Origin of the sequence: Pantoea sp. PNA 14-12 (assembly GCF_004364735.1) — a bacterium.
Taxonomy (GTDB): domain Bacteria; phylum Pseudomonadota; class Gammaproteobacteria; order Enterobacterales; family Enterobacteriaceae; genus Pantoea; species Pantoea stewartii.
In genome coordinates this window covers 115231-129998 of the sequence record NZ_SOAJ01000002.1, presented here as the reverse complement: position 1 = coordinate 129998, position 14768 = coordinate 115231, and the positions used below count along the sequence as shown (strand labels likewise).

The 14768-nt window shown below is 55.2% G+C and carries 9 protein-coding genes and 1 tRNA gene; 3 read left to right on the top strand and 7 right to left on the bottom strand.

Annotated elements, in window-relative coordinates; genetic code table 11:
• Positions 1-10 precede the first annotated feature (10 nt).
• The 4 genes from C7434_RS08300 to C7434_RS08285 form a co-directional block, all read right to left on the bottom strand.
• A complete protein-coding gene (locus C7434_RS08300) occupies positions 11-400 on the bottom strand; it encodes a hypothetical protein (protein WP_033740401.1) in 390 nt (129 codons plus the stop codon).
• Positions 401-411: 11 nt separating this feature from the next.
• A complete protein-coding gene (locus C7434_RS08295; protein ID WP_033740400.1) occupies positions 412-4623 on the bottom strand; it encodes an RHS repeat-associated core domain-containing protein in 4212 nt (1403 codons plus the stop codon).
• A gap of 11 nt (positions 4624-4634) precedes the next feature.
• On the bottom strand, positions 4635-5078 hold the full coding sequence (locus C7434_RS08290; RefSeq protein WP_033740949.1) for a DUF1795 domain-containing protein: 444 nt from the start codon (positions 5076-5078) through the stop codon (positions 4635-4637).
• A 406-nt stretch (positions 5079-5484) separates the two neighbouring features.
• Positions 5485-5560 (bottom strand) — tRNA-Asn (locus tag C7434_RS08285).
• Between the two features lie 489 nt (positions 5561-6049).
• On the opposite strand from C7434_RS08285, the gene yajD reads away from it, so the two are divergent.
• Complete coding sequence (gene yajD / locus C7434_RS08280) at positions 6050-6397, top strand: HNH nuclease YajD (RefSeq protein WP_033740398.1); 348 nt, start codon at positions 6050-6052, stop codon at positions 6395-6397.
• Between the two features lie 272 nt (positions 6398-6669).
• On the top strand, positions 6670-8469 hold the full coding sequence (locus tag C7434_RS08275) for a DNA/RNA non-specific endonuclease (protein WP_133745348.1): 1800 nt from the start codon (positions 6670-6672) through the stop codon (positions 8467-8469).
• Positions 8470-8756: 287 nt separating this feature from the next.
• On the opposite strand, the gene fdhA is transcribed toward C7434_RS08275, so the two are convergent.
• Positions 8757-9944: a formaldehyde dehydrogenase, glutathione-independent gene (gene fdhA, locus C7434_RS08270; RefSeq protein WP_133745347.1), complete on the bottom strand. Its 1188-nt coding sequence runs from the start codon at positions 9942-9944 to the stop codon at positions 8757-8759.
• A gap of 583 nt (positions 9945-10527) precedes the next feature.
• Here fdhA and C7434_RS08265 point away from each other — a divergent pair.
• A complete protein-coding gene (locus C7434_RS08265; protein ID WP_133745346.1) occupies positions 10528-11892 on the top strand; it encodes an MFS transporter in 1365 nt (454 codons plus the stop codon).
• A 204-nt stretch (positions 11893-12096) separates the two neighbouring features.
• Here C7434_RS08265 and C7434_RS08260 read toward each other — a convergent pair whose 3' ends face one another.
• Both C7434_RS08260 and C7434_RS08255 read right to left on the bottom strand, forming a co-directional pair.
• Positions 12097-12855, bottom strand: coding sequence for a 3'-5' exonuclease (locus C7434_RS08260; protein ID WP_133745345.1), 759 nt, complete (start codon positions 12853-12855; stop codon positions 12097-12099).
• Positions 12855-14738, bottom strand: a complete 1884-nt coding sequence (locus tag C7434_RS08255; RefSeq protein WP_033740948.1) for a DUF294 nucleotidyltransferase-like domain-containing protein — start codon at positions 14736-14738, stop codon at positions 12855-12857. The genes C7434_RS08260 and C7434_RS08255 overlap by 1 nt, the downstream gene beginning before the upstream one ends.
• Positions 14739-14768: the final 30 nt, after the last annotated feature.

Genomic DNA, 14768 nt, shown 5'->3' with positions numbered 1-14768 from the left:
TAGAGGTGTTTTACAAAAATGCCGTTTCACTACTGCCAATTTTTTCTATATTTCCATTTGTCATTTTTACACCAATTCCATGTTCACTATCAATTTTTGTTGAGAACATAAAACCATATTCATTTTCTTTATCTGGGAAAATGTACAGTTTAATAAGTTTAAGGTCAGACGGTTCTTGATTGTAAATTTTTATACAATACTCATGAACTGCTTTTTGAATTTTTTGTAAAAACTCATTTTGGTGATTAATTAAATAAAGTATATCATCTTTCATCTTTTTATCTGATAATTCAGATTCAAGATTAACACATTGTACTTCATCCGGACCGAATGCTTTCAACTTCAAATCGACAGCAATACCTTCATCATCTTCATAAAATTTTAAGTCTTCTGATTGCATAATGTACCTCACTATTTACAATTCAATGATTTTGCAGTTTTCTTCGCTTCAAGTGATTCATATTTAACACCATGATACTGTTCGTATTGGCTCACTGAGCCGGAGTGAGGGAAAGTGGCTTCATGAGCGCTTGTCTCTACAAGTTGCATGGTAGAAGTATTCGTTATGGGATCATAATCATTTAAATGGTGCCAGGTATAGCCATCTGGATGTGATTTACCTGTGATATTCCCAACTGAGTTTTTGTAATTTGCCAATTCGTTTGCTGCCTTAAAGTCGCCATAACGACTGCCTGTCATTGGTATTTTTACAATATTTTCACCATGAGGATAAAGTGCATCACTTCCTGAGAAATCGACCCCAGGATATCTTGACAGTCCCCACGGATCAATCCAACCCAGCGGATTCGGTGCATACTGATAAAGATTCCAGCCTCCCAATAATCCTATCGGGTCCTGGACCGTAAAGCGTCCAACCTGCGGATCGTAATACCTGAAAAGATTATAGTGCAGACCCGTTTCACTGTCCGCGTACTGCCCGGCATAGCGCAGTGGCTGATGAGCAAGGGCAGTTTGTTGCGTGAGTCTGTGGAAGCCTTCCGTCTGTCGTGCAACCTCACCAAAACTCCCGTAATGACCGCTCCACCGGAGTTGTCCCTGTTCATCAGTGATATCCAGCGGTGCACCGTTCAGATCGGTGCTGAACCAGAGAACCTCTCCGCTGGTTTCGTCACGCAAATGGTCAATACGCGCCAGCGGGCTGTAAGTTTCGTTCGGGTCGTAAACATATGTCTGACACTGACCGTTATGTTGCTGCTCCTGCAACAGTCGCAAGCCCTGCCACAGAAAGCGGGTCTTTGTGGTGCCGTGTGGCGTGGTGACCGTTTTGCGTGTGCGGCGGCCCAGGGCATCATAATGGTAGTGCGCGGTAAAATTGCCTTCTGGTCCATTGCCCTCGGCCCGTATCAGTCGGTTTTCCGCGTCATATTCATAATGCTGTTCATGCAGGCCGCTGCGACGGCTGACAAGGTTTCCCCACCAGTCGTATTTCATAAACAGGTTCTGCCAGTGCATCAGGCGGTTATCCCTCAGAGGCAGGGCAGGGTGGTCATTATCCGGCAGCAGGTTATCCGCAGCGTCGTAGCGGAACGTCCTGTTGCTGTGGTCCGGGCGGGCTTCGTAGTGCCTGAGAAAACGGCCTTCCTCATCATAGCCGTAAATTGTGTTGCCACGCAGGGTGTCACTGACGTCTGACAGTTCTCCCCGCCCAGTGTAGTTGAAGGCGCGTTCGAAGATTGTCTGTTCCGGCAGGTCGGGTGTGAAACTGCGCTGCCGGGTACGTCTGCCCAGACTGTCATACTGGCGGGTCTGCTCACGGGTTCCCTGAGTACGGGCCACCTCCCTGTGAAGGCGGTCGCGTGTAAATTCAGAGATGATTTCCTGACCGAACCGGATGGCGCTGACGTGGCCGGAACCGTAATGCAGCCAGCTTATCTGCTGGCCGCCGGGCAGAGTCAGCGCAGTAAGATTACCCAGAACGTCATACGCAGAATGCAGTTCACCGTTGACTCCCTTTTCAGCGAGCAGGTTTCCTGCCGCGTCGAAGGTAAACTGAATTTCATCTTCTTCAATTCCCAGCGCCATGCCATCGGCAGTTGGCTTGCGGGTCAGGCCGGTAAGCTGCCCGCTGTTTTTACGCTGGTAATGGTACTGAGCATCGCGGGTAGTGCGTGTGGTCAGCAGGCCGCTGCTGTCATAGCTGAAATGCTGAGCGCGTCGTGAGATGCCGCCATCGTCGTCTGGTCTGCCGCTTTCCATAAGCGTGGTGAGCAGTCCACGCGTGTTCCATTGCATCTGCCGGCAGGTGTCGTCCGGGCGGGTTTCGCTCAGTAGATGGCCTGTCGGGTCATAAGTAAAACGGTACTCGCCACCGTTGCCGTTTTCCAGACGCAGCAAATTGCCTCTCGGGTCATAGTGCCAGCGGCGGGTTCGTCCCGTGCGGTCGGTAACGCTTTCTGGCAGTCCAAGCGCGGAATACTCCCAGCGAACCTCACTTTCCAGCGGGTCTCGCCAGGCCGCAAGTTGCCCGTGCTCGTTCCATCGTAACGTTTCATGACTGCCATCGGCCCGAATTAAGGCGGTAAGCTGGCCTGCATCGTTCCATTCGCGGCGTGTGAGGTTGCCTTCTGCGTCCTCACTGGTGATAAGCTGACCGAAGCGGTCATAGGTAAAGCGGGTCACGCTGCCGGAGCAGTCGGTGCGTTGAGTCAGCAGTCCCTGGTGGTTCCACACCAGCAGCACGTCACCACCACTGGCATCGGTGATGCGGTCAGGCAGCGTTTCTTCTTCATCAGGGTAGTGATACGTGGTGGTGTGATTCAGTGCATCGGTTTCCGACAGCAGGCGACCGTTCAGGTCATACACAGACTGAGTGGCTGTTGAATCCGGGAAAACCGTGCGGGCGATTCGGTCAGTATTACGGAACCAGTAATACGCTGTGGTGCGGCCTGCCGGGTCGGTCTCTGACGTCAGGCGACCGTAACGGTCCCACTGGCTGCGCCGCATGGCTCCGTCAGGCAGGATAACATCGCACAACTCCCCATCACGACAGACGAAGCCGGTCTGGCGACCGTCATAATCGGTGAAACGTGCAACATTATCATCGTCGTCAACCAGCCAGTGTGCCTGTGCGCCATCCTCGCGGATGGCGCGGCGGGTGCCGTTTTCAAAATCGTAATCAAAAGTAAGCTGCTCACCCGCGCTGTTGCGGTAAGCCAGCACGCGGGGCAGTCCGTCAAGACTCTGCCAGAGATACTCGTTAAGCAGACCGTTGCTGTCCTCATGGCTGCGCAGTAAATCCGTGCCGTCTCCGTCATCATACCAGCCAAAGCGGCGGCGTACCTGACCGCCGCGTCCGGTGACGCTAATCAGCCGGGCCTTAGCATCGTAATCGTAGCTGACCAGACAAATCTCATCATCCAGCCAGGCTCCGGCCAGGCGAACCTGTCCGCTGACGGTCTGATAACGGCAGACCATGCGCTGTCCGGCGCTGTCGGTGAGCGCATGCAGCGTATGGTCGTCGTTCCAGTCAAAAAGAATATCGTTACCACAAGGTTCGGTGAGTCGCAGCGGCAGGGAAGGGGAATCACCCTGCAGAGATGCGTAACACCAGCGTTCGCCGCCGATGTCATACACTGACCAGGTATCATCCTGATGGTGTTCCAGCCAGCGTTTTTCGGTTTCGCAGAAGGTACGCTTCCCTTTCGGCACGAGAGGAAATGACACGTAATCGCCGGACGGTGCACGCCACACCAGCCCGTCCTGATATTTTTCCAGTCGCGTTTCCCAGAAAAGTGACCAGCCACGGCCCAGTACGCTGTCGCCGGGATTGCCACTGCGCCAGTAACGCTGCCAGACAACCGGCAGACGGGAGGGTAATACAAAGTCCAGCTCGTCATCACCGGAGAGGAATTTCTGCCCACTGACGATATCAACCGGGCGGGCGATAATGCCCACGGCGGCGGCGCTGGTCATCAGCACGCCAGCGCGGCAGGCGACGCGGGCCAGTTTGTTGATACCCGGAATTTTACTGAACAGCCTTCCCAGCGCACCGACTTTACCTGCCGCTCCGCCCGCTCCACCGAGCAGTCCGGCAAATAACAGCGTCAGGTCAGAGGCTTTATAGAGCCATTCCGGGACTTCTGACTGTATGGGCAGTGTCTGTTCCGGCTCACCACCAATAATCACATCTGAGGAACCGGTCATGACCTTTCCACCACAGGTGGTCTGATCGCCGAGACGGGCAGCAGGCAGGCCATTGATGTACACGCGTGAGGAGCCTTCGGCCATCTGCTGTGAGCCAGCATCTTTGGCGCATTCCACCATGCTGTCGGTGGCAAGGGCGGCAGGTCTGCCATTAATGAACACGTTATGAGAGCCGGTGGCGATAACGCCTTCCTTCTCCATGCTGGCGGCCCCGGCATCCGCAATGCTGTCCCTGGCCTTCGTTGCCAGTTCGCCCGTAAAATACCCAACCGCCAGACTGGCCCCGACCAGAAGCACACCAATACCCAGACATGACGCACCGATACCGGCAATCATCAATGCCCCGGCGGCGATACCTCCCGCTGCGGCAATCAGTCCACCAACAATCGTTCCGGCAATCATCCCTGCCAGCGCATGAGAATGGCCGATATCATCACCCACGCGCGCCGCTTCGAACATAACAACGTTCCTTAATTGTTAGTGTTAGACGTAAAACTGGCCAGGAGTGTCTGAAAGCACTGGCTGTCGGTATCCCTGATTTTTTCCGCACGTGTCATGGTGAATACCAGGATATGGTTATCCGTAAGATTAAAGACAGCCTGCTGCTGAAAAACGCGCTGGCTGTCCCGAAGATAGCTGGCATGAATACATTCACCTTTTGCAACATTCCCCCCCAGTACAGTGGCTTCGCGTAGAGACAGTTTCCATCCTTTAAGATGCTTATCCATGAGCGCTAACTGGCGGTCAATATAGTCTTGCAGTACCTCGCCAGCACTGAGGGTATCGCGTGAAATGTTAAATGCGGGGGCATTCTCGCCGGAGAGTGTAAAAACATTCACCGTGCGGTCCTGATACTGGTCAGGAAGCGTTACCTGACCTTCGGTGAACAGACAGGTAGCTTGGCTTTCGGACATTGAGCAGATTCCCTGTGCCTGAAAAAACATAAGTTTGCCACAGGGTATGCTCACTGGCTATATATGCAGCCCGGTTTTCACTAACCCAAAGCGGGGCTCAAAGCGAACAGGGTTAAGCAAACTCAGTTGCCCGTATTTTGAACCGCCATAGGGAATTCACAGACAGAGGCCAAAGACTCAGGGAGCTTAACCCTCTTTTCTGGCGTCCTGCACCTTTATTTAGGTCTCCGTAAATGCCATAGCGGTTTCCACTGATTGCTGGCAAAAGAAAATCGAATCAGCGTTACCCGCAAAGGCATGGAGCTTCGCGTGATTATTAACAGAAGTGAGTAGACAAACGGGAAGAGGGCACCAATCGACAGAAAGCAAAAAACCAGACGTCAGTAGACATCTGGTTTCTTTAATCTGGCTCCTCTGACTGGACTCGAACCAGTGACATACGGATTAACAGTCCGCCGTTCTACCGACTGAACTACAGAGGAATCGTGCTACAGGGCGCATAGTAATGGACTGATCTTACTGAGTCAAAGCGGTTTTCGCGCCGGACAGTCTGTTTGCTGAAGGATTCAGCATTCTGGTTGTTTCAAGCGCAACTTTGCGCATTCCCGATCTTCTTCATCCATAAAATGGTTTTATCACAGCACCCATGCCGGACAGGTGAGTGCGACCCGCATCATTGATGCCTATGCAACAAAGTAAACGGATTAGCCTGACCATCCTGTTCCAGGCGGCCCAGGATGGCAAAGCCCAGCTTTTGATAAACGTGCATAGCCTGCTTTTGTTCATACACGTCGAGTGCATTCGCGCCACAGGTTTCCACAGCATATCGGTAAGCGATAGCGTGCTACGTCTTCCTTACCACAGCCACAAACGCACCGCAGAAGGCTGGCGTTGCGCCATCCACGGACGTAGTATGCAGCATTCGTCCCTGTAGCTTGTCTCAAACACTCTTTATCACAGGTAATATCGTCATGGCGTTGATTCCAAAAAACTACTCACGGCTTGAAAGTGGCTACCGTGAGAAAGCCCTGAAAATCTATCCATGGGTTTGTGGGCGCTGTTCGCGCGAGTTTGTCTATTCCAACCTGCGTGAATTAACGGTTCATCATATTGATCACGACCACACCAATAACCCGGAAGATGGCAGTAACTGGGAATTGCTGTGCCTGTACTGCCACGATCACGAACACTCGAAGTATACGGAAGCTGACCAGTATGGCACCCGGGTTGTGGCGGGTGAGGACGCGCAAAAAGACGTGGGCGAAGCCACCTATAATCCCTTTGCGGATTTAAAGGCAATGCTGGATAAGAAAAAGTAAGACTGAAGGCCCGGACGTGACCTTTGCGTTCGCGCCTGACAGCGGCCAGACGCGCATCCGTTTTTATGCGCCTGCTATTCACTCCCTCTCTGACTGCCCGCAGCTTATCCCCCAGGGGCAAAGCCCTTCAGCACGAGGCTGAATCAACAGCCTGGTGATGTCGTTCGCCTCTCAGTGCAAAAGTGCAGTATGCCCGTTGACGTGCTCACCTGCCGCGTACTCCGTTTTAAACAGCTATGGTTAAAGGGGCACCGTCGACCATGGAGAAGTGAATGAACGAGCAACTGCAAGCACAGATTGCCGCAAGGCTGGCGTTGACAGCCGGACAGCGGCAACAGACGCGCACGGCGCTGAGTCAGGGTCTGCCAGCGGAACCTGATTCACGACGCGCACAGCGTTATGCCTTTCAGCAACGCGCCAGACAACAGGTCATCATCGGCACGAATGATTTGCTGCCCGTCTCTTTTTTGCAGCAGGGGCTGAGCGCCGCCAGGGCGGTGGCACTGGTCAGGGAAGATGGCGTACCCAAAGGCAGTGGGTTTTTAACTTGGGGCAACCTGTTTGTCACGAATCACCATTTGTTACCTGAACCGCCTGAAAAAGGCCGTATTACGCTTCAGTTTGGCTACCGCCAGGGGGAAGCGGGTGAGATGATTCAGGGACGTCTTTTCAGTGTGGATGCGGAACGCTTCTGGCTCACCAGCCCGACCGAAGCATTGGACTGCACGCTGATCGCGTTAGGCGACGCGCTTGACGACAGTGGCGAGCAACCGCTGCCGCTGGCGCTCAATGACCGCAACGATAAACATGCGTTGGGCATCCACCTTAATCTTATCCACCATCCCGGCGGTGCGCCGCAGCAGGTCTCGCTGCGCAATAATGCACTGTTAGCCCGTCATGAAGAGTTTTTGCACTACGAAGCCGACAGCGAAGGTGGCTCGTCGGGCGCACCCGTTTTCAATGACAGCTGGCAGCTGGTGGCGCTTCATCACGGCGGCGTGGAAGAGAACGGAAAATGGGTCAATGAAGGCATCCGCATCAGCGCGCTTACCGACTGGCTTAAAGGCGCGCTGCCGACGTTACCTGAAGCCTGGCAATCGTCGCTGATGCAGGCGCTCAAGGCTGAGCCTGCAGCGGAACAGGTGTTGCCCAGTGCCGCTGCACCCGATGAAAATTACGCTAATCGCGACGGTTATCAGGCGGGCTTTCTGTCGGGCACGCATGTTGATGTCGCCGGCATTATCGCGCCACGCGCCAGTGAAGTCGCACCGCTGCGTAATGGGCGCAGCGGTGCAGAAGCCACGCTGGATTATGAGCACTTCTCGCTGATCATGAGCGCAGGGCGGAAGCTGGCCTTTTTCACAGCCACCAATATTGATGGTGCGCGCTACATCAATATTGACCGCGGCAGTGGACAACCTTCGCTGCTCCCTGAAGGCGACCGCTGGTATGAAGACAGCCGTATCGACAGTCGCTATATCACCGGCCAGGCGTTCTATAGTGAATTCAGCCGCTGGTTTGATCGGGGCCATCTCACCCGCCGTAGCGATCCGACCTGGGGCACTGCGGCCGAAGCAGTGCGCGCCAATAAAGACACGTTTCACTTTACCAACTGTTCACCGCAGCATTTTCGCTTTAACCAGAGTGTGCAGTACTGGCAAGGTGTTGAGCGCTACATCCTTGAATATGGTGTGTTAAAAACCAAACAGCAGATTAGCGTGCTGACCGGACCGGTACTTAACGATCAGCACCGGCAATACGGGAACTTACAGGTGCCACTGATGTTCTGGAAAGTGGTACTGCGCATCGGGCCGCAGGGCACGCCGCAGGCCACCGCACTGCTGGTCAGTCAGGATAAGTTGCTGGACGAACCGCGCCGCGTACTGCCGCTTCAGCAGCCGGAAGCGGTCCCGCAGGTGGATGAATACCGCGTTTCGATTCGTTCACTTGAAACACTCACCGGGCTTGATTTCAGCGCGTTCCGCGACTGGGACAGCTGGCAACCCGATCCCAGCCTGCTGGCCGATCCTGTGCAGGCAAAGCTGATTATGAGCTGGTCTGAGGTGTTATAAAGGGACGGCGGCAATCGGCTGAATGTAAGGGACATCACACTGCCCGTTCTGGTGTTCCGAACGGGCAGAATTCGTAGATTGTCATCACTGACGTGTCGGCCGACTTGCCCGCCAGCAACGCCCTGAGCAGTATGCCAGCCTGAGATTCAGCCTGACGATCGCTGCATGTGTTCGCGGTTCGCCCCGGCTAAACCATGACATTAACCCGACGGGTTAACCGCGCCACTGGCGGCAAGAAGACAGTAAGCCGATGCCGCGACCTGTCCCGGCATCGGGGCAGACAAGGCCTACGCCAGCAAACCGTGTGGATCCAGGACATATTTGGCGGCCACGCCGGCATTAAAGCTGGCATAACCCTCGGCCGCCTGTTCAAGGGGCAGCACTTTGGCGTTCACAATTTTCGCGATGGGTAACCGGTCATGCAAAATTGCATTCATGAGCTGGCGGTTATATCGCAGCACTGGCGTTTGTCCGGTGTGCAGGGTTTGCGCCTTTGACCAGCCCAGGCCAAACTTCAGGCTCAGGGATCCTTCACGGGCTGCCTGCTCCTGAGCGCCCGGATCGTCTGTTACATACAGTCCCGGAATACCAATCTTACCGGCCACCCGGGTGACAGCCATCATGCTGTTAAGGACAGTAGCCGGCTGCTCTTTACCCGAATGGCCTCGCGCTTCAAAGCCGACCGCATCAATCGCCGAGTCGACTTCCGGCACACCTATGATATCCGCGATCATTTCACCCAGGCGATCGTGTTTGCTCAGGTCGACGGGCACAAAGCCCATTTTTTCTGCATGCGCCAGGCGATCCTGATTGAAATCACCCACCATCACGACCGCTGAACCCAGAATTTGCGCTGAGGCTGCCGCGGCCAGGCCAACCGGGCCCGCGCCCGCGACATAGGTCATCGAACCGACGCCTACGCCCGCCGTGACCGCACCATGAAAGCCAGTCGGCAGAATGTCTGACAGCATGGTCAGATCCAGAATTTTTGCCAGCGCCTGATCCCGGTCAGGGAACTTCAACAGGTTAAAATCGGCATACGGCACCATGACATATTTCGCCTGTCCGCCAACCCAGCCGCCCATATCGACATAGCCGAATGCGCCGCCAGCGCGTGCCGGATTAACCGTCAGGCACACGCCGGTATCCAGTTCCCGGCAGCAGCGACAACGTCCGCAGGCCACGTTGAAGGGGACAGAGACAATATCTCCCACGTTAAGCATTTCAACGTCGGTGCCTTTTTCAATGATTTCGCCGGTAATTTCATGCCCCAGCACCATGCCCGCCGGTGCGGTGGTGCGTCCACGTACCATGTGCTGATCGGAGCCACAGATATTGGTCGACAGCACTTTGATGATGACCGCGTGATCGATTTTTTTACCCGCGGGGCTGACGAATTTCGGATCGGCAATATCCATCACTTCAACCTTACCGGGCCCCTGATATACCACACCTTTATTGGAAGCGTTTCCCATAGTAATGTCCTGTCTGGCTGATTAAGAGGTCTGTCTGGCAGCGCGGTATCATGCATGTAGGGTGAGGTACTTACCGGTCTGCAAAGGCAGTGTAAGCAAGTCAGTGGTGCTTAAATGATCTGACAACGACATCGGGACGGGAAAAAACGCAGAATGGCGACATCGACAGAAATAATAAAAACAGATCGCCATTGTGCAATAAAGCCTGTCCGGACATCCTGTCGAAAATAAATAAAATGATTTTAATAAAAACGACCTGTAATTATCTGTCGGCGACAACGTCGCTTATTATTACATAGGCTTTTCCTATGCCGTTATTTCACGTCAGACAGTGCTATGATAAAAATAAATTAGCTCACGCGTGTTGACTTCATTTTTTTCAGGCGGTCAGGTTTTAATTAAGGATTGCAATAACCCGGCAGTTACGAAATAACGCGTCAGAATATCGTGCCTGAATACCCTGCGATCGTTATCGCCAGAGGATTACCGTATCGCTGACGGTTATTTCTGGCATATCGACCGCAATATATCATCAACCGCAATGGTCGCTGAGTGTTAATCATTACGTAGAAGGAACAGGACAATGAATATTGTTACGCCCGCGTCGCCCGCTACGCTCAGAAAGGTAACAGCCGCTGCCGCTATAGGTAATTTTGTCGAGTGGTTTGATTTTGCCGTTTATGGTTTCCTGGCCACGATTATTGCCCAAAACTTTTTTTCACAGGCACTTCCGCAGACCGCCTTATTACAGACTTTCCTGGTGTTTGCCGTGGCGTTTGCCTTGCGGCCATTAGGTGGGGTGATATTCGGTATGCTGGGGGATAAATACGGGCGTAAACGTATCTTATCGTTGACGGTACTCATGATGGCGGGCGCGACCACGCTGATTGGCTTGCTTCCGACCGACAGGCATCTGGGGATCATGGCCCCGATTCTGCTGACGCTGGCCCGCTGTATTCAGGGATTTTCGGCAGGAGGGGAATATGCCGGAGCCTGCGCCTATGTGATGGAGCATTCACCGCCACGTAAACGCGCCTGGTACGGAAGCTTTATCACGGTCTCGACGTTTTCTGCTTTCGCGGCTGCGGCAGTTATCACTTTTCTGTCAGACGCCGCGCTGGGCCAGGATCAGATGCGCGCGTGGGGCTGGCGTATTCCTTTTCTGATTGCGGCCCCACTGGGGCTGGTGGGGATTTATCTGCGCATTCGTATGGAAGAGACGCCTGCTTTCCGGGCTGCACGTCGCGAAGAGGCGGGAACACATGCGGCACTTGCTGACACGTTACGCCAGCAGACAGGAAACATCCTGCGGCTGGGGGCCTTTATCGCCTTAACCGCGCTGACGTTTTATATGTTTACCACCTACTTCTCGACCTTTCTCCAGTTGCAGGGCCACTTCAGTCGGGCCTCGGCCTTGCTGGTCTCCTTCCTCGCGCTGCTGTTTGCGGCGGGGCTCTGTCCGGTAGCGGGAGCGCTTTGTGACGGGATAGGCAGAAGAAAGACAGTGGCTGTCACGGGCGGATGGGTGATCGTAAGTGTCTTACCGGCCTGGTGGCTGGCCAGTTCGGGCCTGCTCTGGGCCGCCATCCTCGGGGATATGCTGTTAGCGACGGGGGCGGTGTTTTCGGGCGTCGTGACGGCCGCGTTACTCTCCGAAGTCTTCCCCACGCGGGCACGGTATACCGCCTCTGCCATTACCTACAATCTGGCCTATACGCTTTTCGGCGGCACCGCACCGCTGGTGGCAACCTGGCTCATTGACTACACAGGCAATACGCTGTCACCGGCCTTTTATCTTGTTGCGGTCGCGGTGCTGGCGCTGGCGGGCGGGCTGAGCTTGCCCGAAACCTCACGTATTTCTTTGCAGGATGACGCCTCACATCCGCATTCGCGGCAACAGGGTGCGGTAAAGCACGTGGGGACGGTCGCCCGCAAGGAGCCGGTGTGAGGCATAAAGGTCACCAACCGGGCACCCGCCCGGGTTATCTTCTGATGGCCTCGCTGGCGGCGCATAAAACTGCGACATAAGCATTCCTCCGCATAGCGAGGGCGGCATCGGCGCGAAGCAGGCCAGGGACTGTGCAGCATCGCAGGGGAAGTGCTTATCACCCATTGCGGTGTCAACACGTCAGAGAAAGCGTGACCCGACGGGTCACCCAAGATCGCCAAGCAACGTGCTGGCTGAGAAATGATGCGCAATCTGCGCCTGCAACAGTTCGGCGCAGCCCAGCGCATCGGTCAGCGCGTTGTGGGCCGGATAGTGCGGCAGATGATAACGGGCCCGACAGTCAGACAGGCGCAACGACAGTCGGGGGCGCGGTCGCCACCATTTCTGTCGCCAGCCGTTTTGCCGCTGTGCCGCAATAACGCGCGCCTCCAGCGCCAGCGTATCGATACAGGGGAACACAATGCCTTCGCCAATGCGCTTTTTAAATGCTGCATCCAGAAAAGGCTGTTCGATCCCTTTGTGATGGACCACCATCACGTTTCCCGTCATCATTGCCAGCAGCCTGAGCAGCACAGCATTCAGGTCCGGGGCGCGGGCAATTGCGGAATGTGTGATGCCGTGAATAACCACCGACTCTGTTCGCAGGTCGGCACGCGGATTCAGTATCCAGTGCTGGCTGCCCTGGATACGGATGCGCGACAGGCTCATCGGCAGTAAACCGATACTGACAATATCGTCATGCTGAGGATTCAGGCCGGTGGTTTCAAAATCCATCGCCAGTAAGGGAACGTCGGACAACGGTGTATCGGGTGACGGCATGCCAGACAAGTAGTAGTTTTTCAGCGCGGCATGGCGCGTTTCCCTGGCCCGTCTGGCGAGGACGGCGGGCCAGTCCTGCGGCAGCACGCTGTCCTGGCGGGCGCGGACACAGGGCGACAGCAATGCTTTATTGATATGCAGCATTAAACGCTCCGCCCTGGCTGATAGCGATATTTTAAAAATTTTTGCGCATTGCTGAGGATCTGAAAGGCATCCTTCAGATTCTTGCGCTCAAAGTCAGACAGATTAAGCGGTTCAATCCGGTTGTCCGGTTCCTGGCCGTTCTCCACATCCTGCGCCTGGTGGCGGATGCGCACCATCGAAATAAACTCCAGCGCATCCCGCAGATCCTGACCGCGTCCGTGGGGCAAAATGTCGGCCTGCATAATCGTCTGCAGCCGATCAAAGGAGTTATGCGCCGTTGCGCCCGCCGCCAGCGCATGCACACGAATCAGATCGGCCAGCGGGGCCGTTCCGCGCCGTTTCATATCAATGGATTGCGTATGCTGGCCGGAGGGCTCCATCACAAAGTTTTTAAAGAACCCCAGCGGCGGCTTTCGCAGCAAGGCATTGCGCGCCAGACAGGCGAGAAAACGGGCGTTGTGCCGCGCTTTGTGTCTGATACGCTGGTTAAGCTGTTCTCCCCATTCCACCTGGCCCCAGACGGCGTCCAGGTCGAAGAAAATCGCGCTGTCCAGCAGCGATTGCGGTGAGGGCGAATCGATCCACTCATCAAAATAGCGTTCCCAGACGGAGAGCGGCTGACACCAGCGGCTGTTTGTCGCCATGATATTTCCCTTGCAGTAGCGATAGCCGCAGGCGTCCAGCCCGTCACTCACGCGCCGGGTCAGCGCCATAAAATAGGGCGCATGGCGCAGTGGGTCATAACGGTTATCCAGGATCAGGGCATTATCCTGATCGGTGACGAGCAGTTGCTCCTGGCGGGCCATCGAACCCAGGGTAATAAAGCAGTAGGGGACCGGCGGCGGCCCCAGTTCCGCCTCGGCCAGCGCCAGCAGGCGCTGCGTGAAACTGCGACCAATGACCGCCATGGCGCGGCCAGTCATCTGCGAGTTGGCATCTTCACGTACGATGCGGCTGAAACAGGCACGTACCTCGTTTTTCAGGGCGCTCAGTTCGTCCGGGCGCTGGCAGTGAAAAATGCGGCTGACGATAAACAGACTGTTTTGCGATTCGTAGCGGATAATGTCCGATTGTGAAATCACGCCGACAGGACAGCCGTTTTTCATCACCGGCAGATGATGAATATTGTGCTGCATCATGGTCAGCATCGCTTCAGACACCAGCTGATAATGTTCCACATGGTTCAGCGGTGCGGTCATGATCGCCTTCACCGGTGTCTCAAACCCGAGTCCACCCGCGATGACCCGCTCACGCAGGTCTTTATCCGTCACGATGCCGGTCAGCGCCGGCCTGACGGCGGGGTTAACTTCTGCCATCGGCGTCACGATCAACAGCGAGGAGACATCCTCTTTACTCATTTTCACCGCGGCGTCGCGCACCGTGGCCCGGCTGTCGAGGGTAACGGGCGGTCGGCTAATCAGGGCCTCAATGCGGGAGGCCATCAGGCCGTTAGCCTCTTCTGTGCGCGCCACGGTTTGCCGGAGACGGGTGCGGTCCTCCACTTCCACTAAATCGGCAAATTCCTCGTATTTGCGAAACAGCGCATTAAAAATCGGGGCCGGGATCAGGTAAGTCAGCGTATCTTCCAGCGCGGTCACCGGAAAGCGTACGCTGTTTTCGCGCAACAAACCAAATTCGCCAAAATAGCCCCCGGCCGTCAGTCGGTTATACAGATCGCCATTGCGTCGGTAGATTTCCACCGCGCCGCTGCGAATCACATACCAGGCATCGACAGGCTGGCCAAAGGTGAGAACAGGCGTTCCGGCTTTGAAATAGCTGACCTCAATGTGCGCGGCGATGCGCGCCAGCGCCGTGAGCGGTAAGGTGTCAAACGGCGGATAGCGCTGAATGAAGTCGATAATTTCCTGATGGGCTGACTGCACGGTGACCTCCTTTTCTGCCACAGCGGACAG

Coding starts and splice junctions, on each gene's coding strand:
- C7434_RS08300 (WP_033740401.1), bottom strand. CDS start 400: ATGCAATCAGAAGACTTAAAATTTTATGAAGATGATGAAGGTATTGCT.
- C7434_RS08295 (WP_033740400.1), bottom strand. CDS start 4,623: ATGTTCGAAGCGGCGCGCGTGGGTGATGATATCGGCCATTCTCATGCG.
- C7434_RS08290 (WP_033740949.1), bottom strand. CDS start 5,078: ATGTCCGAAAGCCAAGCTACCTGTCTGTTCACCGAAGGTCAGGTAACG.
- yajD (WP_033740398.1), top strand. CDS start 6,050: ATGGCGTTGATTCCAAAAAACTACTCACGGCTTGAAAGTGGCTACCGT.
- C7434_RS08275 (WP_133745348.1), top strand. CDS start 6,670: ATGAACGAGCAACTGCAAGCACAGATTGCCGCAAGGCTGGCGTTGACA.
- fdhA (WP_133745347.1), bottom strand. CDS start 9,944: ATGGGAAACGCTTCCAATAAAGGTGTGGTATATCAGGGGCCCGGTAAG.
- C7434_RS08265 (WP_133745346.1), top strand. CDS start 10,528: ATGAATATTGTTACGCCCGCGTCGCCCGCTACGCTCAGAAAGGTAACA.
- C7434_RS08260 (WP_133745345.1), bottom strand. CDS start 12,855: ATGCTGCATATCAATAAAGCATTGCTGTCGCCCTGTGTCCGCGCCCGC.